Source organism: Sphingomonas sp. CFBP 13714 (genome assembly GCF_014842205.1).
Lineage (GTDB): Bacteria > Pseudomonadota > Alphaproteobacteria > Sphingomonadales > Sphingomonadaceae > Sphingomonas > Sphingomonas aerolata.
In genome coordinates, this window is sequence record NZ_JACYVG010000001.1 from 346,375 (window position 1) to 366,848 (window position 20,474).

Sequence of the window (20,474 nt, forward strand, 5' to 3'; positions counted from 1 at the left end):
GAGTCCCACCCATTCGAATCGATGATTCCCTGATACTGGAGGAACAAGTAAAATCTGGTAACTGCAACCGTCTGGGATGGAGATAAACCGCGAGCGGGCCAACATGCATGACTGCAATTGTGTTTCCAAAAGTTCTCCAAATTCTCCCATTTTATATCACATATCTTGACATTTTCAATCTCCAAGTATCGCAAAAAATGGTTTATAGTGCCACGATAACTTAGGAATGCTCCGGAATATCCAGCAACATCGACCAGAATTCGAATTACATCTTCGGATCTTTTAATATTAGAAAATTCTATGCATTTAGCGAATGCTCTGATTATCCGAGAGATCTCCTGGTAAGCTTCACTCGCTTTGGCGCTATACGATTTCATCATAGGTCGGCTCTCGCATGCAATTGCGGGAAAGGCGCTTTGAAATGCCATCGATCCGGTAGCTCCCTTCATCAAATTGGAAGCGCGGAAGACAGGCGCGCTCCACCGGCAGCGGAAGCGGTCCGCTTGACATGGCGTCAGCACACGAGGAGAAAGGTGTCGGTTACGACCAATCTCGAAGAGGCTCAGCTCTGCAAAGCTGGGCCTTTTCTCTTTCGCGCGGTTTTTGTTCGACCCTTTTCGGAGGGCCAACCGGCAATCACGGCACCTTCATCGCTACCTCCGTTCCAATTCGCTTGTATCGCTCAGGCCAGAGATCCTCGACGTCACAGCCAAGCTCCGCCGCGATTTGAGTCTCAATCCGGCGAGACCTCCGGAACCCGCGGCTTACCGTTGAAACCGTGGTGGGCGTAACGTTGAGATGGCGGGCTACCGCGCTCAGGCTGCTCCCTTTGAGTTGGAGAGCAGCTTTGATGCGGTTATGGCGCTTCTCATCAATCATGTTCGGCTCCACACTTTAAGACTAAATGCCGAAGTGCTATATATCTCCACCAGCAGGTGATAAATGTCGTACGTCGATCCGGCAACTGAAAAGCACGAAGAAAGCCGTGACACGGAGGGGCTAGCTAAGCGTCTGAGGCTCGCCCGCGAGCATGCTGGACTTACTCAGCAGCAGTTTGCCGACCGAATCGGCTATTCCCGGCGCCAAGTCCTGTCCTGGGAAAACGCAACAAACGTGCCTCCTGTTTGGGCGCTAGCTGCGGTGCGAAAGGCGTTCGATATTGATCCCGAGTGGGTTCTCTCTGGTCCGGGACTGATCCCTCTTAGGCAAGTGTCCTTGAGCCCTCCTGACCGACGCCACCGCCTTTGGGGTGAGGTGAGGAGATTGGCCAAGCGCGCTAGGCTAACCCTCCCAGAAGAGGTCATACGCAATTTCGCCGATCTGATCGCGCGAGAACCGGAAAACGCGGAAGAGGCAGCGAAGGAACGCGTTCGTGATGCCTTTCATGCATTGTCCACAGGAGGCCGCTTTTGAGGCGAACTGACTTCCCCACCAAACTTTCCGATCAATTTGAGCAGGAACTCCGCGATCGCGTTGCTCAAGCTAGAGCGAGCAGTTTCCGAAGACCGAATTGGCCTTTAATAGTTGTGATGCTCATATTCTCAGATGCTCTTTTTATAGCATCTGGAGCAATGGGAATTTTGATGCGGGAAACCATCCGAAACTATCTGTTTCTAGCTGCGATCGTACCCGGTCTGATATTAATTGTATTACTTCACTGTGGCTCACTGAAAATCCGCTCTTGAAGTGCCGGTAACCTATCATTCGACAAATGATATTGAATTTTTTCATTCTACATGAAAGTTGGGGTGATATGATAACGGCAATATTTGTAAGGCATGGTCAAAGCACGGGTAATGCAGGATTCCCATGTCACGATCTCGCAGAAATTGAGCTTACGGAATTGGGCCACCAGCAAGCACGTGAGCTCGCCGCTTCGTGGACAGACACTCCGTCTTTAATTGTGACCTCGCCATATCGAAGAACGCAACAAACAGCAGCCAGGACTGTTGCAAGATTTGCGGACGTGCCGGTAGAGGTCTGGCCAATCGAAGAGTTCACATATCTGGAGCCGTCTCGCTGGAATGGCACTCGTAGCGATGAGCGCATGCCACATCTCGAACAGTACTGGAGTGAGCTTGACCCCTCATACTGTGATGGTCCGGGAGCAGAAAGCTTTGCCACATTGCTTCGTCGAGCCGAGGCGACACTCAATCGCCTTGCGAAACTGCCGGCGCGGTCGATTGTCCTTCTCTTCAGTCATGGCCAATTCATTCAGGCGGTTCGTGCGGTCGTTGCCGCGCCCGACACAGATGACCGAGGCAAGATGAGAGGTTTTTGGCGGAAGTGTGAAGCACCCGCCATCAGCAATGCTCAGTGCGTAAAACTCCATCATAGCTTCGGTCGCTGGGCAATCGAATAGATCTAATAGTAGATAAAAAGAGCGTCTTAGCTGTCGGCGAGCACGACAAGCGGTAACGCACAGACTACGACGCGCTGAATATGTCTCTACCCTTCGTCGAGAACGCTCTTCGCCTCCTCGATCCCGAAACTCCACAGCGGACCATCATAGCCGTGTTTGCGAGCTTGATCGGCTTTCCGTTTTTCTCGCGACGTGAAATCATCAATCGCCGATTGAGGGAATTGCAGCTTTGCCATTGGCGCTGTCCTCGTTCCGGTGACGGTCAAAAATCCATTCGCGGTCAGTTGTCGAATAGCGGCGCTTACTGCGCCTTTGGAATAGCAGGTAAGCGTGGTGAGATCATCTCGATCGAACGGTACAGGACGGAAAAATGCCCCTTTTCGTTCCGCAAGTACGCCGAACACGGAGCGGCCAGTTGGGGTGATTGGCGAAGTTTGCGAGAAAACTGCCTCACGCCCAAAGGCGGTCAAAACCGCCACTAGCAGGTCAACGGCTTCCTTGCGCCGCTCGGTTGCCCGTGAATCTCGTCTAGAACGCATCGTCGCCTCCGTCCAATATAGAGGCGATGCCCGGCCAAAGCCGGGCGTTCGTAACCCTGCACGTCGCACAAGGCGCCGCCGCTTTTAGGCAGAACCCTGGACATATGCGTCGGCCACCCGGCCGAGAAACTCGACCAGATCGACGTAGCAGTGGGGTTACGACGCCCCGCGAGCGGGATTGACCGCATCGCCTGGGCTGATTCGCAGAATGGCGCACCCAGGGCAATGACTGAGTGCTCCATCGAGAAGAACATTTAGGCTTGTTAAAAAATATGGATCGGGTGCTTAAAGTTATGTGGACGGCTATGTCGTGACGGTCGTCACGCAGCAGCGCTAGATCTAGCTCAAATCAAGATTACTATGTGCACGGGATAATATGAGCTCGGGCTGCGGATCGCGCAGCTCGGCGGGGCCGGACGGTTTGCGCGGATAGTCGACGATGCGGGCGCGCTGATCGCGGTGCGGGCGTTCTTCCCGGCGACCTTCGACGCCGCCGTCCGGCAAAAGGCGCGCTGGATGACCGGGATCGCGCTGGCCGGCTGGGACCGGACCGGCTGGGCTCGTCCGCAGGCGCTGGCCGATCACTGGATGCGGATGCGCGATCGGCGGGCGCCGCTCAGCATGGTCGTGCTGGCCGCCGCCTATGTCGGGCTGACCGCCTGGGTGCTGACGTTCCTGGTTCATGCGATGGTCCCGGCCGCGCAGGGCTGGCCAGCGATGCCGGTCGTCTGGCTGGCGGGGGCGAATATCGGGCTTCTCGTGTGGCGGCTCGGCATGCGGATGGCCTTCACCGCGCGCATCTACGGCTTGGCCGAGGCATTCTGGTCGCTGCCCCGCTTCGTCGTCGGCAATGTCATCAGCCTCATCGCCGCGCCGCGCGCCGTGGTCCGCTATATTGCGATGCTCCGCGGCGCGGCGCTGGTCTGGGACAAGACCCGGCATGAATTTCCCGATCTCCGATCATCGGGAGGGTGAGCGGGACGCGCACGCTGCGCCACGGGTGAAGGGCGGGCGGCCGCTCCGTTTTCTCGCCGCCGCGCTCGGCGCATGGGTCGTGATGCGGATCCTGGTGCTGTCACCCTATGCCGCGGGGGTGCTGACGCCCGGCGGATCTGGCAGCCAGCAGCGTCCCACTGTCGCGGCGGGGACGCGGCACGATCGGCAATCTTCGCCCGCAGCCCGCGCCGTCGGTATCGCCGCTACCGACCATCGTCGCGCCACCGCCGATGCGAACATCACTGCTGCCGCGGCCCACCGCCCCGACCGGCGTGTCACGCCGCCGCAACCGCCTTACGGGGCCATCGGGCACGGTCCCCGCGCGTCGCCCGGTCATGCCCGCGCCGCGCCGATGCTTGCTGCGGTCATCCTAAAACGGCCTGCGCGCGCTGCCTACGTTCGCATGAGGCCCGCAGACCGTGACGCCACATTCGGGATGGACGTCCAGCCCGACCTTGCGCTTGACCGGCAGGGCCGGATCGCAATGCTCCCGCCGCTCGGTCCGGCCGCGATCGGGGCGAGTCGCGCAACTCTGCACCCGCCCCTAAGCGTCAGCAGCTGGCTGCTCGCGCGCGGTGGCGCGTCGGGTACGGTATCGGGGGGGCAATTGGGCGCATCGCAGGCGGGGGTGCGGGTCGTCTATGCGGTCGACGCGGTACCGCGGCTCGGGCTGACCGCGCGGGTCGCGGCGCCGCTCGAGGGGCGCGGGCGCGAGGCGGCCCTCGGCATCGAATGGCGGCCGACCCGCTGGCCCGTCCGTCTGATCGCCGAACAGCGCTTCGTCCTCGACGGGGGCCGCGGCGGCCCGACGGTCGGCGTGATCGCAGGCTACGGCCCCGCCGAGATCGCACCGGGCGCGCGGATCGAGACCTATGGTCAGGCAGGGGCGATCATGCGCGACGGCGTCGAAGGGTTCGTCGACGGCGCTGCGCGCGTGACGCACGGCGTCGCGGAACGCGGCAGGCTCCGTCTCGACGCGGGGGTCGGCGCATGGGTGAGCGCGCAGCGGGGCGCAACACGGGGCGATCTTGGCCCGTCGCTCGGCCTAGCAGTGCCGCTCGGCCGACGATCGGTCCGTCTCGCGCTCGACTGGCGCCAGCGTATCGCCGGCACCGCCCGCCCCGGCTCGGGTCCCGCACTCTCGGTCGGTAGCGACTTCTAGCCGGCCGCTAGCCCCCGCGGCCGGTTTGCGTATAACGACGCGCGTGGACCTGTATCTTCCCATCGCAAACCTGTCGGTCAATGCGCTCGTCATCATCCTGCTCGGCGGCGGTGTCGGGCTCCTGTCGGGGATGTTCGGGGTCGGCGGCGGCTTTCTGACGACGCCGCTGCTGATCGTCTACGGCATCCCGCCGACCGTCGCCGCCGCCTCGTCCGCCAGCCAGGTCACGGGAGCGAGCGTGTCGGGCGTGTTCGCGCATTTCCGCCGCAACGGCGTCGATGTGAAGATGGGCGGCGTCCTCGTCGCAGGTGGCATATTGGGCGCGTTCTTCGGCGCCTGGCTGTTCCGGCTGCTCCAGCAGAGCGGCCAGATCGATACCGTGATCGCGATCGTCTATGTCGTCATGCTCGGCTCGATCGGCGGCATGATGGCGAGCGAATCGATCGGGACGATCCGCCGCGCGCGGACGGGCCGCCCCGCCAAGCCACGCAAGCGACGCCATCACCCGCTGGTCGCCGCGCTGCCGCTGCGCACGCGCTTCTACGCCTCGGGCCTGTATATCTCGCCACTGGCGCCGTTGCTGCTCGGCTTTTCGACCGGGATCCTGACCATGTTGCTGGGGATCGGCGGCGGGTTCATCCTGGTGCCGGCGATGATCTACCTGCTCGGCATGGCGACGTCGGTGGTGGTCGGGACCTCGCTGTTCCAGACGCTGTTCGTCACCGCGGTGGCGACGATGGTGCATGCGACGACAACCAAGGCGGTCGACATCGTGCTGGCCGGGCTGCTGCTGATCGGATCGGTCGTCGGTGCGCAGATCGGTGCGCGGTTCGCGACCAAATTCCGTCCCGAATATCTCCGTCTCGGGCTCGCCGTGATGGTCCTGCTCGTTGGCGCACGGATCGTGCTCGGGCTGGTGTGGCGGCCCGAGGAGATCTTCTCGGTCACGCTGTCGTGAAGCCGGGCGCGCCGCTTCTCCTGCTCGCGCCGCTGCTGATGGCACAGGCCAAGCCGGTGCTCGTCCCCGACGTGTCGCAGCGCAATATCGAGATCGCCTACAGCTTCACCGGGGCCGAACTGCTGCTGTTCGGCGCGATCCTCTATCCCGGCGGGCGCCTGCCGAGCGGCGAGAGTCCCACCGACATCGTCGTCGTCGTCAAGGGGCCGACCCAGTCGATCGTGATGCGCGAGAAGGAGAAGGTCGCCGGCATCTGGGTCAACACGTCGCGGCTGCGCTATCGGTCCGCGCCCAGTTTCTATGCTATCGCCTCGTCCAAGCCGATCGGGCGGCTGGTCGACGACCGCACCCGGGCGATCTACGAACTCGGCCTCGACAGCCTGCAATTGTCGCCCGCGTCGAGCGCGCCGATTCCGACGCAAGACCGGTTCCAGCGCGGCCTGGTCGACCTGAAACGGCGTGCCGGGCTGTATTACGAGGCGCCGGGCGCGGTCGAGATCACCGATGACGTGCTGTACCGCGCGCGGGTTTCGGTGCCCGCGCGCGTACCGGTCGGGCGCTTCACCGCGGAAACCTTCCTGATCCGCGACGGCCGTGTGCTGGCCGCGGCGGTGCGCGACATCGACATCCGCAAATCGGGGTTCGAACGCTTCGTCGCGCGCGCGGCAGACCGGTCGGCGATCGCCTATGGCCTGGTCGCGGTCTTTCTCTCGATCTTTCTCGGCTGGGCGGCCGGCTGGATCGCACGCCGGGTCTGAGGCGCGCGAACGCTCACGCATTCTTTACCCGTGCGCGGCATGGATGCGGTCATCTGGCAAAAGCCGGAGGATCGAGGACCGACCGCCTATGACCGACATCCCCGCCGCCCATCTGTTCCAGCGGGCGATTGCCGCCGCGGCGATCGCGGACGGCGCGGGGCCGGACGCACCACCGGGGGGACAGGCCGACGCTCCGATCGGCGTCATATCCGCGATCGCCGGTGCCAGCAGCCGGGTCCTGCTCGACCGGACCGCGATCGCGCCGCTGCTCGCGCACCCCGACGCGGTGCTCGCCGCCGCCGGCCAGGTCGGCAGCCAGGTCAAGATCCGGGTCGGCAGCTCATGGATCATCGCCAATGTCCGCTCGCTCGCGCTTGAGGCGGCGATGGGCGGCGTCATCGCGGGCGAGATCGATTTCCTTGGCGAGGGGGACGAGGACCGGGCGACCGGCGCATTGTACGGATTCCGCCGCGGCGTGACGCGCTATCCCATGCCGGGCTGCGAGGTGTTCGCGGTCACGACGCGCGACCTGCGCGAGGTCTATGCCGCCGAGGACCGCGCGAATATCGCGATCGGCACCGTCTATCCGACCACCGACGTTCCCGCCGCGCTGTATGTCGATGCGATGCTCGGCAAGCATTTCGCGCTCGTCGGCTCGACCGGCACGGGCAAGTCGACCGCCGCCGCGCTGATCCTGCACCGGATCTGCGATCTTGCGCCGCAGGGGCATATCGTGATGATCGACCCGCACGGCGAATATGCCGCGGCCTTTGGCACGAACGGCGCGATCCACGACGTGTCGAACCTGCAAATGCCCTATTGGCTGATGAATTTCGAAGAGCATTGCGAGGTCTTCCTGACCAGCACCGGGGAACAGCGCCAGTTCGATGCGGACATCCTCGCCAAATGCCTGCTCGCCGCCCGCGCGAAGAGCCGGCTCGGCCAGGCGATCGCCAAGCTGACGGTCGACGCGCCGATCCCCTATCTGCTCAGCGACCTTACCGGCATCATCAGCCTCGAAATGGGTAAGATGGACCGCGCCGGCGACACCAGCCCCTATCTGCGGCTCAAGGGCAAGATCGACGAGATCAAGGCCGATCCGCGCTATGGCTTCATGTTCTCGGGGATGCTCGTCGCGGACACGATGGCGGCGTTTCTCCAGCGCATCTTCCGCCTGCCCGGCGACGGCCGGCCGATCTCGATCATCGATGTGTCGGGCGTGCCGTCGGACATCACCGCCGTCGTCGTCGCGATGCTCGCACGGATGACGTTCGACTTCGCGATCTGGTCGCGCAACGAGCCGCAGCGACCGATCCTGCTCGTCTGCGAGGAGGCGCATCGCTACATCCCGAACGATCGTCAGGCGGAGAGCTCGGTCGGGCGGATCCTCGGACGGATCGCCAAGGAGGGCCGCAAATACGGCGTTTCGCTCGGGTTGATCACGCAGCGCCCGTCTGATCTGGCGGAAGGCGTCCTGTCGCAGTGCGGGACGATCGTCGCGATGCGGCTCAACAACGAACGCGATCAGGCCTTTGTCCGCGCGGCCATGCCCGAGGGCGCACGCGGCTTTCTCGAATCCATCCCTGCGCTGCGCAATCGCGAGGCCATTATTTGCGGGGAGGGCGTGACGATCCCGATCCGCGTCGCGTTCGACGATCTCGAGGACGCGCGCCGCCCCGCCTCGAGCGATCCGCTCTTCTCGACGCTGTGGCACGATGTCGGCGGCGAGGAGCAGATCATCGACCGGACGATCCTGAAATGGCGCGCGCAGGGCAAGTAAGCCGGCTGTCGGTCGTCGTGGCGGGTGCTACTCGCGGCGGCGCCTAGGCGGCGTAGTCGGTTTCGGTGATCTCGTTGTCCGCCATCAGCCGCAGCCGGTTGATCAGGCGGCATGCGATCTCCGACTTGCCAGGCCCGTTCGGGGTGGCGAGCATCGGGATGAGCTGCTGGTCGACGAACGTGTCGGGACCCGAATAGGCCAGTGAGAAGCGCCGGAACCCCCGGTCGAGGCCGATCATGTCCGTGATGATCGTCACGTCGCTATGGCGCCGGTCGGCGCTCAGCCGCGCGAGCAGATTGGAGATCGCCGGATCCGGCCCCTCGACCAGCTGGACGAAGTGCAGATCGGTGATGATCAGCGCGCCGGTGATGCCGGCCTGTGCGTTCCGCGCGCTGGACTCGTTGACGATCTCCATCAGCGCGCGCTGATCCATCGCGATATCGGGCTTGATCTTGCTCAGATACAGCACTGTCCGCAAGGCCGGCACGGGCGTCGCGCGGGCGGGCCGGATCGCGGTGACGGGTGTCGGGCGCGGTTGCGGCCGGCTGGCACCGCGCAGGGCCCAGTCCTGCTCGCGGCGCATCGCGCGTCCCGGAACATAGCCCTGGATCGAGATCAGCCGTCCGGTCGCGGTCGAGGAGAGCCCTGTCTGCATGATCGTCACATATCCGGTAAAGCGATGGTGCATCCCGCCTAGCATGGTGCATGACGGTCCTGTAATATCGTAGAACTACGAACCGGACTTTAGTATGGGCGCCGCATCCGTGATCAGGATCGACAGCGGCCTAGTCTGCGCGAATTCGGAAAGATGATCGATCAATAGTGTGCGCAGTTGGTACGGGCATCTGCGGGGACTCGGCATCGGTCGCGCGCTCGTACGGCGCGTCGCGCGGCCCTAGGTGCCGGTGCGGACCGCGAGCAGGCGGGCGACCCGCGCCTTGAACGCGCGCAATGCCGGGCCGGACAGCTGTGCCGCGCTCGCCAGCGATACCGATCGCGGATTGATCGCGCCGCCGTTCTTCCACACCTCCCAGTGGAGATGCGGCCCCGTCGACATGCCGGTCGAGCCGACATAGCCGATGACCTGACCCTGGCGTACGCGCGTGCCCGATGCGACCGCGATCCGGCTCATATGGCCATAGCCGCTCGCCAGACCGCCGCCGTGGACAAGCTTGACGAAATTGCCATAGCCGCCGGTCCGGCCCGCGAAGCTGACCACCCCGTCGGTCATCGCATGGATCGGCGCGCCCCTCGGCGCCCCGATGTCGAGTCCCTTGTGCATCCGCGTGAAGCCGAGCAGCGGATGCACGCGCAGGCCGAAACCGGACGTGATGCGGCCGATCACCGGCATGCCCGACACGGCGCGGCGTTCGGTCTGGCCATTGGCATCGAACCAGCCGCCGCGGCCGGCGTCTTCGCCCTCTGCAGTGTCGAGATCCGACTGGTTGTCGGTCGCAGCGGCCGGTGCGAAGCGGACGAGCTGCAGCGTGCGCCGTCCCTGGTCGATCCCGGCGAACAGCAGCGCGCCGATCCGCGTTTCGCCGGTCGCGGCGCGTTCGCGGGCAACGATCAGGTCGAAACGGTCCGTCGCGCTGACGTCGCGACCGATCGACAGCCGCGTCGCGATCGCCTTGATATAGGTCTCGACCGCCTTGGCGGGCACACCGGCGGCGCGCATCGACCGGTAGAGGCTCGATCCGGCGAGCCCCTGGATTCGTAGCGGGGTGCGGTCGACCGCAATCGCCGTGCGCGTCATCGCCAGACCCGCCGCGGTGCGGTGCAGCGATACGTCGAGGTCGAATCGTGCGCGCACCGCGAGCGAGTCGAGCGGACGGGCGACCGTGCGATCCGCGCGCCGGCCCAGCGTCAGCGCGATCCGCGTGCCTGCCGGGATCGCGCCGGGATCGACCGTCTGCGCGATCAGCGCCGATGCAGCACTGGCGTCACGCCGGCTGACGCCCGCGCGGATCAGGACCCGGTCGAACGCATCGCCCTGACCCAGTGTCGCGGCAAGGTCGACGCTCGGCCGTTCGGGGGCCTGCGCGAGCGGGACGACGAGGTCGTTCGCCGCCATCCGCCGCCCCGTATCCGCGCCCTGGCCGAACGGCGCGATCGCCAGTGCCCGCGCCTGCTCGCGTGCCGAACCGGCCAGCGGTGCGGGGACGCCGCCGGTCAGCGGACGAAAGCCGGGGGCGAGCATGACGGTCGCGGCGCACAGCGCGGTGCAGGTCGCGAGGCCGCGCCACCACGTCGCACTACCGATCGCGCTGCCCAGATCGGGCACCCAGTCGATCCGTGCTGCGGCGTCGTGCAACCGCGTGACGCCCCGGGGAATTGCGTCGGAACCGGTGGCGGCGGCGCGCCCGAAACCTCGGGCGTCGATGCCGCCGGCCAGCCCCAGTTCCTGCTCCGTCCCTAGATACACGTCGCGCACCTCGTGGCCCAAATTCCTGGCGCACATTTCCGGCCAGGCTCGCCGTTCCCCCCGGCGCGGGTCGGAGTCCTGTGCAGCAAGGGTCCTAAAGTCAAATTAACCCGCCTTACGCCAGCCACGCACGACGACGAGGCGTGGTGCGGCGGGGGCGGACGGAAGCCTGTGCGCGGAATACGGCGAACTTGTCCTGCCGGTCATTGCGCCGCGCGACCTTACGCCCGATGTTCTGGGCTATGAGTGACGATGTGTCCGGCGGCGTGACCGCGGTCCTGGGGCCGACCAACACAGGCAAGACGCACCTCGCGATCGAGCGGATGTGTGCGCATTCCAGCGGCATGATCGGCTTCCCGCTGCGGCTGCTGGCGCGCGAGGTCTATGACCGCGTCGTCGCGATCAAGGGCGCGAATCGCGTCGCGCTGGTCACCGGCGAGGAAAAGATCATGCCGCCCGATGCGCGCTGGCTGCTCTGCACCGCCGAATCGATGCCCGACCGCGACGTGGCCTTTGTCGGGCTGGACGAGGCGCAGCTGGGCGCCGATCCCGAGCGCGGCCATGTCTTCACCGACCGGCTGCTCCGTGCCCGCGGACGCGAGGAGACGATGATTCTCGGCTCCGAGGCGCTGCGACCGATGATCAAGGCGCTCGTGCCCGGGGCGGAGATCGTCAACCGCCCGCGCTTCTCGACGCTCACCTATGCGGGCGCCAAGAAGATCAGCCGCCTGCCCAAGCGCTCCGCGATCGTCGCCTTCTCGGCCGAGGAGGTCTATGCGGTCGCCGAGATGCTCCGCCGGCTGCGCGGTGGTGCGGCGGTGGTGATGGGCGCGCTGTCACCCCGTACGCGCAACGCGCAGGTCGCGATGTTCCAGGCGGGCGAGGTCGATTATCTCGTCGCCACCGACGCGATCGGCATGGGCCTCAACATGGACGTCGCGCATGTCGCGTTCGCGAGCCTCAACAAATTCGACGGCAAGCGCCAGCGCCGCCTGACGGTGGCCGAGATGGCGCAGATCGCTGGCCGTGCGGGCCGGCATCAGCGCGACGGCACGTTCGGCGCGCTGTCCGATGACGGGCCGGGCGCGTTCCTGCCCGAAGAGGTGCTCGCGATCGAGGAACACCGCTTCCCGCGTCTCGAAAATCTCTACTGGCGGCAGGGCGAACCCGATTTCGCCAGCATCGACGCGCTGGTTGCCAGCCTCGAGGCGCGTCCGCCCGCCGGCGTCCTGCGTGCCGCACCCCAGGCGCTCGACCTCGGCGTGCTCAAGCGGCTCGCCGAGGAGGGCTGGGTGCGCGAACGGACGCGGCACCCGAAGATGGTCGCGCGACTCTGGGCGGCATGCGGCATCCCCGATTTCCGCAAGGTCGGGCTCGACCCGCATGCGCGCTTCGTCTCGCGCGTGTTCGGGCATCTCAGCGAGGGGCGGGGGCATATCCCGCACCAATGGTTCGCCGACGAGATCGCGCGGCTCGACACCGTCGCGGGCGACGTGCCGGTGATCGCGGGCCGGATCGCGGCGACCCGGATCTGGGCCTATATCGCGCAGCGGGCCGACTGGCTCGCCGAGCCCGCGCACTGGGCCGCGCGCACCGCTGCGCTTGAGGAGCGTTTGTCCGATGCGCTCCATGCCAGCCTGACGCAGCGGTTCGTCGACAAGCGCACGACCGCGCTGATGCGTCAGATCGGCGCGGACGCCGCGTCGCTTCCCGTCGTGATCGGTCCGGAGGGCGAGGTGATGGTCGAGGATCACCCGATCGGCCGGCTCGACGGCTTCCGCTTCACCGTCGCTGCCGACGCGCGCGCCAGCGACAAGCGCCTGCTGCTTGCCGCCGCCGAGAAGCGGCTGGCGGGCGAACGCACGCGGCGCGGCCAGTCGCTCGTCGATGCGCCGGATGCGGACATCGCGCTCGACGAGTCGGCGCAGATCGTCTGGGCGGGGCATCCGGTCGCCCGACTCGGCGCTGGCCCGTCCTTCGCCCGCCCGAAACTGATCCTCGATCGTGCACTCGACTGTCTCGACAAGGCGGCGCGCGAGCGGATCGAGACGCGCCTGTCGCGCTGGCTCGCGGGGATGCTGAAGCGGCGGCTCGCGGTGCTCGTCGATCTTGCCGCGCTCAGCCGCGACGCGGACGCGACCCCGGCGCTGCGCGCGGTCGCCAGCGCGATCGAGGAAGCGGGCGGGATTCTCCCCCGCCTGCCGATGCGGCTCGCGCTCGAGGCGGTCGATCCCGACGAGCGCAAGCGGTTGCGCAAGATCGGGATCATGATCGGTGCGCTCGACCTGTTCGACATCCGCCTGCTCAAGCCCGAGCCGGCGCGCTGGCGCCGTATCCTCGCCGGCATCCGCGGGACGGTGATCACCGCGCCGCGCGACGGGGCGACCGTGCTCGCACGCGGCAGCGACGGCGCGACGCTCGAGGCCGGGTTCCGCCCGCTGGGGCTCCAGGCGGTGCGTGTCGACCTGATCGAGCGTATCGCCCGCGCCGCGCATGATTCGCGCACCGGCCGCGCACCGTTCGCGCCCGACCCGGCGCTCGCGACCTCGATCGGGCTCGAGCCTGCGTCGATCGAGCGGCTGATGGCCGAGCTCGGCTTCAAGGCGCTGGCGGGCGACACGCCGCGTTGGGTCTGGCGCGGCCGCCCGCCCGCGCGCGCGGTCCCTGCGACGCCGATCGACCCGTCGCGGCAGAACGCGTTTGCCGGGCTCGCCGCACTGGTCCGCCATGGTTGAAGGCGCGATGCGGATCGATCGGTTCCTGTGGTTCGTCCGGCTCGCCAAGACGCGCAGCGCGGCCCAGGCGATCGCCGAGAAGGGGCATCTGCGAATCGACGGCCGCGCGATCGACCGCGCACACTGTCCCGTCCGGATCGGCAACGTCCTCACCTTCGCCGCCAACGACCGCGTCCGCGTGATCCGCATCGAGGCACTGCCGACACGCCGCGGTCCCGCCCCCGAAGCGCAGGCGTGCTATCAAGACCTGATCGCCGGCCAGACCCCCGCCGGCACCGAAGCGGACGACGTCGCACCACCCCGCCCGTCATCCTGACGAAAGTCAGGATCCAGGATATCGAAGGACCGCGCTCTGCCGCTCTGGATCCTGACTTTCGTCAGGATGACGGCGTGGTTCGGGCGGGCGCGGTCAGAGCCGGAAAGCCTGATAACGTCTCGCAGAAGGCTTGCTATGATTGACGCGACGGGCCTGCGCGCATAGTCGCAGGCCGTTCGTCGCCGGGAAGGAATCCGGCCCAGGAGTTCTGCAATGACCTACGTCGTCACCGATGCCTGCATCCGCTGCAAGTACATGGATTGCGTGGAAGTGTGCCCGGTCGATTGCTTCTATGAGGGCGAGAACATGCTGGTGATCAATCCCAGCGAGTGCATCGACTGCGGCGTGTGCGAACCCGAATGCCCCGCCGAGGCGATCCTGCCCGACACCGAGAGCGGGCTGGAGCAGTGGCTCGAACTCAACACGACCTTCTCTGCGCAGTGGCCCAACGTCACCCGCAACGACAACCAGACGCCGCCCGACGCGGACGCGATGAAGGGCGTTGAGGGCAAGTTCGACAAGTATTTCTCGCCCGAGCCCGGCGCCGGCGACTGAAAATCGCACGAAATTCGTGTCTTTATGGCGGATTGGGGCACGAGGGCTGTCACGATCGGCTGGTAATTTTGTTGAAAAGATGGTAATTGGGTCCGTGACGGGCGCGATATGTCAAGTCGTCCGCCTGGAGTATGTTCGAACCCTATTCCTCCACGGTGCAATCCGGCGAACGCGTCGCTGTGGCACCGCGTGGAGGCATTGATCCGGAAAGGCCCCCAATGGCTGCCAAGGCACTGTCCTTCGACGTCGGTGATTTCGTCGTTTACCCAAAGCACGGAGTCGGCCGTGTGATCGAGCTGCAACGCTCGGAAATCGCCGGCATGACGCTCGAACTTTACGTCCTCCGTTTCGAGAAGGAGCGCATGACGCTCCGCGTTCCGACCAACAAGGCCGAAAGCGTCGGCATGCGCAAATTGTCCTCGGACAAGACCATGCGCGAGGCGATGGACACGCTCAAGGGCAAGCCCAAGGTCAAGCGCACCATGTGGTCGCGCCGCGCGCAGGAATATGAGGCGAAGATCAATTCGGGCGACCTCGTGTCGATCGCCGAAGTGGTCCGCGATCTGTTCCGCGCCGACGACCAGCCCGAGCAGAGCTATTCCGAGCGCCAGATCTTCGAAGGTGCGACCAGCCGTCTCGCCCGCGAACTCGCCGCGATGGAAGAGATTGACGAGCCCAAGGCGCAGGAGAAGATCCTCGACATCCTCCGCGCCGCCGCCGCAATCTACAACAAGGACAAGCTGCCCGCCTGACCGGTGGCGCTCCGTTCGATGACGCAAGGGCGGTCCCGCGGGGCCGCCCTTTTGCGTTTCTGGTCCGTCGGCCGACGACCACCAAGGATTCCGCTTCCGCCCCTCGCCGATCGGGTGTATTGTTTGGGCAATACACAGGAGGATGCCATGAAGTATCTCGCGCTCGGTCTGATGATGCCGCTTGCTGCCTGCTCGTTCAGCTGGCCGGGGGACGATGACGGGGCGGGGGCATCGCCGAGCGGCACCGGCACGACCCGCACCTATATGGTCAGCGATTTCAGCACGATTGACCTGCGCGGTGCGAGTGACGTCGATGTCCGCGTGGGCACGGGCTTTTCGGTGCGCGCCCAGGGACCGGTCGAGCTGCTCGACCGGCTGAAGATCGAGCGGGAAGGCGACACGCTCGAGATCGGGCGGCGCAAGAATGTGGATCTTGGCTGGGGCCGATCGGGCAAGGTCAAGGTCTTCGTCACGCTGCCGCGGCTGGCGGCGGCGGCGATATCGGGATCGGGTGACATGACCGTCGACCGGGTCGAGGGGACGCGATTCGCAGCCGATGTCGCGGGCTCCGGCAGCCTGGGCGTCGCGGCGGTGAAGGTCGACGATCTCGCCGTCTCGATCGCGGGCTCGGGCAGCGTCTCGGCGGCGGGATCCGCGCGGGCGCTGGCGGTCGAGATCGCGGGCTCGGGGGATGTCGACGCAGCCGGGCTCAAGGCCCGCTCCGCGCGGGTCGAGATTGCCGGTTCGGGCAGCGTCCGCGCGGTCGTCGATGGCCCCGCCACCGTCGACATGATGGGGTCGGGCGATGTCGACCTGGGCAGCGCCGCGCGGTGCACCGTGTCCAAGATGGGCTCCGGCTCGGTCCGCTGCGCACCGTGAGCCGCTGCGCGCGCGGCTTGCGTCGGTGCGTCGAAGCGGCAACGATCGGGCAATGATCCGTCTCCTTGCCCTGCCGCTCCTGTTTGCTTGTCCCGTCGCCGCAGCCGCGGCCGATCGTAGCGTGTCGGTGGGCAGCTTCGAGCGGGTCCGGATCGATGGTCCGTTCGACGTGCGCCTCGTCACGGGATCGCCCGGCGCAAAGGTCGCGGGGGATCCGCATGCGACCGAGGCGGTCGAGATCCGCGTCGACGGCGCGACGCTGTCGGTCCGGCGGAGCACGAGCCGCTGGGGCGAACGCCCCGAGACGGGGGCGCAGCGCCCGGTGATCGTGACGCTGTCCACGCCGCGTCTCGCCTTTGCCAGCGTCGTGGCGGGGGGGCGGCTGACGATCGATCGCATGAAGGGGATGCGGCTGGATCTCGCGGTCAGCGGTGCGGGCAGCCTTGCGGTGAACGATGCGCAGGCGGACCAGCTGAATGCCACCGTCATCGGCACCGGGCGGATGACGCTGGCAGGGCGCAGTGCGCGGGCGCGTCTGACCGTCAGTGGTCCGGGGCTCATCGACGCGACCGCTTTCGCCGTCGATGATCTCGTCGTCATGCAGGACGGCGTCGGCGAAACCCGCGCCTCGGCGCGCCGCACCGCGCAGGTGACGAACGGCGGTGCGGGCTCGGTCACGGTCGCGGGCACCGCGGCCTGCACGGTCCGCGCTGCCGCGACCGGCCCGGTGATCTGCGGCCGCTAGGCGCGCAGGCTAGATCAGCGCGAGTTCGGCGAGCTTGGTCATCAGCGCGGGCGGCATGATGTCGAGCCCGGTCGCGTCGCCGCCCAGATCGAGCGGCGCATCGGCGCCCTCCAGATACCGCCACCCCTGATGTGCGCGCTTCGGCCGCGCTTGAACGAGCACCAGTCTGGGATCGATATGGATCGCGACTCGTCCTCCCTCCGCCTCGCCAAAGCCCAGGATCGGCGACCGCGCGATCAGCTGGTGCTTCAGGATCCAGTACATCGAACCGCCTTCGCCGACCGGCCCCGCCACCTCCTCGTGTCGCTTGGGCAGGTAGCGGGTGGTAAGGAACACGGGGCCCTCTTCGCCGCGCAGCCGCAGGCGCTCCGCCAGATGGTCGACGCTGTCCGCGCCGAACGCGACTTTGGTGAGGTGAAGCGGCATCCGTCTGGAAATGGGCGCTAATCCGCGCCATTCAACCGGAGCGTCAACCGTGCAGCCCCCACAGGCTGGCAAGGCCGAGGAACGAGAAGAACCCCATCGTGTCGGTCATCGTGGTCACGAACACCGCCGACGAGACCGCGGGATCGATCCGGAACTTGTCGAGCGTGATCGGGACCAGCACGCCGGAAAGCCCTGCGGTGATGTTGTTGGTCAGCATCGCCGCCGCGATCACGATCGACAGGTCGGTGTTGCGGAAGATCACATAGGTGCCCAGCCCGATCAGCGTGCCCAGCATGACGCCATTGGCCGTGGCGATCCGGAATTCGCGGACGATCATCCGCTTGGTGTTCGAACTCGTAAGCTGGTTGGTCGCGAGCGCGCGGACCACGACCGCGAGCGTCTGCGTCCCGGCATTGCCGCCCATCCCCGATACGATCGGCATCAGCACCGCGAGCAACGCGAAGCTCGCGATCGTCCCCTGGAACAGGCCGACGACCGACGATGCGACCATCGCGGTGCCCAGATTGACCACCAGCCAGGTGAAGCGCGTCCGCACCGTCAGCCGGATCGGTTCGTTGATGTCGCCGTCGCCAGCCCCTGCCAGACGCAGCGTATCCTCGCCCGCCTCTTCGGAAATGATGTGGACGATGTCGTCGACGGTAATCATGCCGACCAGCCGGCCGCCATGATCGACCACCGCGGCGGAGATCAGCGCATATTTCTGGAAGCGCAGCGCCACCTCTTCCTGGTCCATGTCGACCGGGATCAACGTCTGTTCGCGCTTCATCACATCGGCCATCGCGATCCCGCGCGGCGTGCGCAGCATCCACGACAGCTGGCACGTGCCGATCGGCTTGTGCGCGGGGTCGACGACGAAGATTTCCCAGAAATCGGTCGTCAGCTCCTCGTGACCACGGAGATAATCGATCGCGTCGCCGACGGTCCAGTGCTCGGGCACCGCGATCAGCTCGCGCTGCATCAGGCGGCCCGCAGATTCCTCGGGGTAGCTCAGCGCCTCCTCGATCGCAGCGCGATCATCGGGGTCGAGCGCGCGCAGCACCGCGCGCTGCTCGTCCTCGTCCATATCCTCGATGATCGCGACCGCGTCATCGGTATCAAGTTCGGAGGCGAGGTCGGCGACTTGGTGCGGCTCGAGTGCGTCGATCAGATCCTCCCGGACATAATCGTTCATTTCGGCGAACACGTCGCCGTCGAGCAGATCGGTGACCGCGCGCGCCAGTGCCGCGCGATCCTCCTGCGGCGTCAGCTCGAACAGATCGGCGATGTCCGCGGGGTGCAGCGGCTCGACCAGCGCGCGCGCCGCCGCATTGTCGCCGTCCTCGACCGCGTCGAGCACGGCGCGGACGAACTCGGGCCGCAACCGGTCGTCGCGATCGAGCTGGGTTTCGGGCTGGGTCTCGGTTTCGACCTCGGGAAGCTCGAGTTCGCTCATGGCTGCCTCCCTTTAAAGCGTGCGCTTGGGCCCTAACGCGCTGCGCATGCATTTGCCAGTCGCGGGGTGGATCCCTATCTGCCGCGCATCAATTCAGGAGAAGACCCAATGGCCGATACCCCCGAAACGCTGACGCTGACCCTCGACGGCGGTGACGTGACGATCAAGCTGCGCCCCGATCTGGCCCCGAAGCACGTCGAGCGCATCGTCGAGCTGGCCAATGACGGCTTCTATGACGGCGTCGTGTTCCACCGCGTGATCCCGGGCTTCATGGCGCAGGGCGGCGATCCCACCGGCACCGGCATGTCGGGCTCGGACAAGCCGAACCTCAAGGCGGAATTCTCGGCCGAGCCGCATGTCCGCGGCGTGTGCTCGATGGCCCGTACCAACCAGCCCGACACGGCGAACTCGCAGTTCTTCATCGTGTTCGACGACGCGCGCTTCCTCGACAAGCAGTACACCGTCTGGGGTGAAGTCACCAACGGCATGGAGCTGATCGACGCGCTCCCCAAGGGCGAGCCGCCGCGCCAGCCCGGCAAGATCGTGAAGGCACGCGCAGCCTGAGCTGAAGACTGCACCGGCGCAGCGAAGCTGCGTCGGAGACAGTCGAAGCCGGCCGGCGGAGCAAAGCTCCGTCCGACGGCGCGGCTTAGCCGCGACGCGCTTGAAGTCAGAAGCGCGTCGCGGTTGCTGCCCTGACCCTCTCTCAACCGTACATCCGGTATCCGAGCGGAGGCTGTGCCTCGCTAAACTTCCGCTAGCGTCTTGATCAGCCAGTCATGGAACAGCTTGACCGGCTTGGCCTGCAGCGCGCGCGGGCGGCAGACGAACCAATAGCTGTACGGGCTCTCCACCTCGATTTCGAACAGCCGCACGAGCCGCGGATCGTTCGCATCCTCGAAATGGCTGGCATGCATGAACGCGACGCCCAGCCCCTGCGCCGCCGCTTCGAGCATCAGCGCCCCCGAATCAAAATGATCGATCGCCAGCGGCTCGATATCGTCGAGCCCAGCCGCCGTCCGCCACGCGGTGAACGTATCCGTCATGTCGCGGTGGACCAGCGCGGTCAGCGTCGAGAGCTGTTCGGGTCGGGTGATCGGATCGGCGCGGTCGAGCAGGGTGCGCGCACCGATAACATAGACCGAATTGCGATCGAGCCGCCGCGCATAGAAGGCCGGATCGATCTCGCGCGACAGCGCGATCACCGCGTCCAGCCCGTCACCCAGCCGCGATACCAGATGCGCCGCGGTATCGATGTCGAGATGCAGTTCAGGATGCGACGCGCGCAGTTCACCGAGCCGCGGGAACAGCTTCTGCGACGCATAGAGCGGCAGGATGCCCAGCCGCAGCCGCAGCACCTCGGTCGTGCTGGTCATCGACTCGACCGCATCCGACAGCGAATCGAGCACCGGCGCGATCTGCGCGAGCAGGCGTTCGCCGTCGGCGTTCAGCACCATCGCCTGATGCCGGCGTGCGAACAGCGGCTTGGCGATGAACCGTTCGAGGCTCTGCACGCGCCGGCTGAGCGCGGGCGCGGACAGCGCGAGGTCCTCCGCGGCGGCCTTGATCGAGCCCAGCCGCGCGACCTGGACGAACGCCTCGATAGCCCCGAGTGGCGGCAGCCTCCGCATGA

General features: G+C 66.1%; 21 protein-coding genes. 14 read left to right on the forward strand and 7 right to left on the reverse strand.

The annotated features are described in order from the left end of the window. Positions 1-636: 636 nt before the first annotated feature. A complete protein-coding gene (locus IFT54_RS20980) occupies positions 637-879 on the reverse strand; it encodes a helix-turn-helix domain-containing protein (protein ID WP_137899639.1) in 243 nt (80 codons plus the stop codon). A 63-nt stretch (positions 880-942) separates the two neighbouring features. Here IFT54_RS20980 and IFT54_RS01685 point away from each other — a divergent pair, with 63 nt between their 5' ends. Both IFT54_RS01685 and IFT54_RS01690 read left to right on the forward strand, forming a co-directional pair. Beyond that, the gene (locus tag IFT54_RS01685) at positions 943-1,413 is read left to right on the forward strand and encodes a helix-turn-helix domain-containing protein (RefSeq protein ID WP_107963392.1); all 471 of its coding nucleotides are present in this window, start codon (positions 943-945) and stop codon (positions 1,411-1,413) included. Positions 1,414-1,756: 343 nt separating this feature from the next. Continuing rightward, entirely contained in the window at positions 1,757-2,362 is a 606-nt protein-coding gene (locus IFT54_RS01690; RefSeq protein ID WP_107963537.1) for a histidine phosphatase family protein, read from the forward strand. Positions 2,363-2,448: 86 nt separating this feature from the next. On the opposite strand, the gene IFT54_RS01695 is transcribed toward IFT54_RS01690, so the two are convergent. Continuing rightward, positions 2,449-2,901 (reverse strand): hypothetical protein, encoded by a 453-nt coding sequence (locus IFT54_RS01695; protein ID WP_137899640.1) that lies wholly within the window; start codon positions 2,899-2,901, stop codon positions 2,449-2,451. A 459-nt stretch (positions 2,902-3,360) separates the two neighbouring features. Here IFT54_RS01695 and IFT54_RS01700 point away from each other — a divergent pair, with 459 nt between their 5' ends. From IFT54_RS01700 to IFT54_RS01720, 5 genes are all read left to right on the forward strand, one after another. Next, positions 3,361-3,876, forward strand: coding sequence for a hypothetical protein (locus IFT54_RS01700; protein ID WP_244648449.1), 516 nt, complete (start codon positions 3,361-3,363; stop codon positions 3,874-3,876). Continuing rightward, positions 3,842-5,059, forward strand: coding sequence for a hypothetical protein (locus IFT54_RS20340; RefSeq protein WP_244648451.1), 1,218 nt, complete (start codon positions 3,842-3,844; stop codon positions 5,057-5,059). The genes IFT54_RS01700 and IFT54_RS20340 overlap by 35 nt, the downstream gene beginning before the upstream one ends. Positions 5,060-5,102: 43 nt before the next feature. Next, complete coding sequence (locus tag IFT54_RS01710) at positions 5,103-6,017, forward strand: sulfite exporter TauE/SafE family protein (RefSeq protein WP_037529957.1); 915 nt, start codon at positions 5,103-5,105, stop codon at positions 6,015-6,017. A gap of 38 nt (positions 6,018-6,055) precedes the next feature. Further along, positions 6,056-6,775, forward strand: a complete 720-nt coding sequence (locus IFT54_RS01715) for a TIGR02186 family protein (protein WP_052149151.1) — start codon at positions 6,056-6,058, stop codon at positions 6,773-6,775. Positions 6,776-6,863: 88 nt separating this feature from the next. Then, on the forward strand, positions 6,864-8,555 hold the full coding sequence (locus IFT54_RS01720) for an ATP-binding protein (protein ID WP_192069397.1): 1,692 nt from the start codon (positions 6,864-6,866) through the stop codon (positions 8,553-8,555). A gap of 43 nt (positions 8,556-8,598) precedes the next feature. Here IFT54_RS01720 and IFT54_RS01725 read toward each other — a convergent pair whose 3' ends face one another. Both IFT54_RS01725 and IFT54_RS01730 read right to left on the reverse strand, forming a co-directional pair. After that, positions 8,599-9,210: a BLUF domain-containing protein gene (locus tag IFT54_RS01725; RefSeq protein ID WP_244648541.1), complete on the reverse strand. Its 612-nt coding sequence runs from the start codon at positions 9,208-9,210 to the stop codon at positions 8,599-8,601. A 240-nt stretch (positions 9,211-9,450) separates the two neighbouring features. Further along, positions 9,451-10,980 carry a peptidoglycan DD-metalloendopeptidase family protein gene (locus IFT54_RS01730; RefSeq protein ID WP_192069399.1) on the reverse strand — a complete coding sequence of 510 codons (1,530 nt, stop codon included), beginning with the start codon at positions 10,978-10,980 and terminating at the stop codon, positions 9,451-9,453. Positions 10,981-11,222: 242 nt separating this feature from the next. Between IFT54_RS01730 and IFT54_RS01735 the strand changes: the two genes are divergently transcribed. The 6 genes from IFT54_RS01735 (at position 11,223) to IFT54_RS01760 (ending at position 16,962) form a co-directional block, all read left to right on the forward strand. Further along, on the forward strand, positions 11,223-13,715 hold the full coding sequence (locus IFT54_RS01735) for a helicase-related protein (RefSeq protein WP_192069400.1): 2,493 nt from the start codon (positions 11,223-11,225) through the stop codon (positions 13,713-13,715). Further along, positions 13,708-14,031 (forward strand): RNA-binding S4 domain-containing protein, encoded by a 324-nt coding sequence (locus IFT54_RS01740; protein ID WP_244648453.1) that lies wholly within the window; start codon positions 13,708-13,710, stop codon positions 14,029-14,031. The genes IFT54_RS01735 and IFT54_RS01740 overlap by 8 nt, the downstream gene beginning before the upstream one ends. 213 nt (positions 14,032-14,244) lie before the next feature. Next, complete coding sequence (gene fdxA, locus IFT54_RS01745; protein ID WP_031393648.1) at positions 14,245-14,586, forward strand: ferredoxin FdxA; 342 nt, start codon at positions 14,245-14,247, stop codon at positions 14,584-14,586. A 218-nt stretch (positions 14,587-14,804) separates the two neighbouring features. Beyond that, positions 14,805-15,338 carry a CarD family transcriptional regulator gene (locus IFT54_RS01750; protein WP_031393647.1) on the forward strand — a complete coding sequence of 178 codons (534 nt, stop codon included), beginning with the start codon at positions 14,805-14,807 and terminating at the stop codon, positions 15,336-15,338. Positions 15,339-15,485: 147 nt separating this feature from the next. Further along, positions 15,486-16,217: a head GIN domain-containing protein gene (locus tag IFT54_RS01755; protein WP_192069401.1), complete on the forward strand. Its 732-nt coding sequence runs from the start codon at positions 15,486-15,488 to the stop codon at positions 16,215-16,217. Positions 16,218-16,269: 52 nt separating this feature from the next. After that, positions 16,270-16,962, forward strand: coding sequence for a GIN domain-containing protein (locus IFT54_RS01760; RefSeq protein ID WP_192069402.1), 693 nt, complete (start codon positions 16,270-16,272; stop codon positions 16,960-16,962). A 9-nt stretch (positions 16,963-16,971) separates the two neighbouring features. Here the strand turns inward: IFT54_RS01760 and IFT54_RS01765 are convergent, their stop codons facing one another. Together IFT54_RS01765 and mgtE are read right to left on the reverse strand one after the other, a co-directional pair. Further along, the gene (locus IFT54_RS01765; protein WP_031396430.1) at positions 16,972-17,388 is read right to left on the reverse strand and encodes a DUF1489 family protein; all 417 of its coding nucleotides are present in this window, start codon (positions 17,386-17,388) and stop codon (positions 16,972-16,974) included. A 43-nt stretch (positions 17,389-17,431) separates the two neighbouring features. Further along, the gene (gene mgtE / locus IFT54_RS01770) at positions 17,432-18,841 is read right to left on the reverse strand and encodes a magnesium transporter (RefSeq protein ID WP_031440994.1); all 1,410 of its coding nucleotides are present in this window, start codon (positions 18,839-18,841) and stop codon (positions 17,432-17,434) included. Between the two features lie 108 nt (positions 18,842-18,949). On the opposite strand from mgtE, the gene IFT54_RS01775 reads away from it, so the two are divergent. Further along, positions 18,950-19,405 (forward strand): peptidylprolyl isomerase, encoded by a 456-nt coding sequence (locus IFT54_RS01775; protein WP_031440995.1) that lies wholly within the window; start codon positions 18,950-18,952, stop codon positions 19,403-19,405. A gap of 182 nt (positions 19,406-19,587) precedes the next feature. Here IFT54_RS01775 and IFT54_RS01780 read toward each other — a convergent pair whose 3' ends face one another. Next, positions 19,588-20,472 (reverse strand): LysR substrate-binding domain-containing protein, encoded by an 885-nt coding sequence (locus IFT54_RS01780; RefSeq protein ID WP_037530034.1) that lies wholly within the window; start codon positions 20,470-20,472, stop codon positions 19,588-19,590. Positions 20,473-20,474 lie beyond the last annotated feature (2 nt).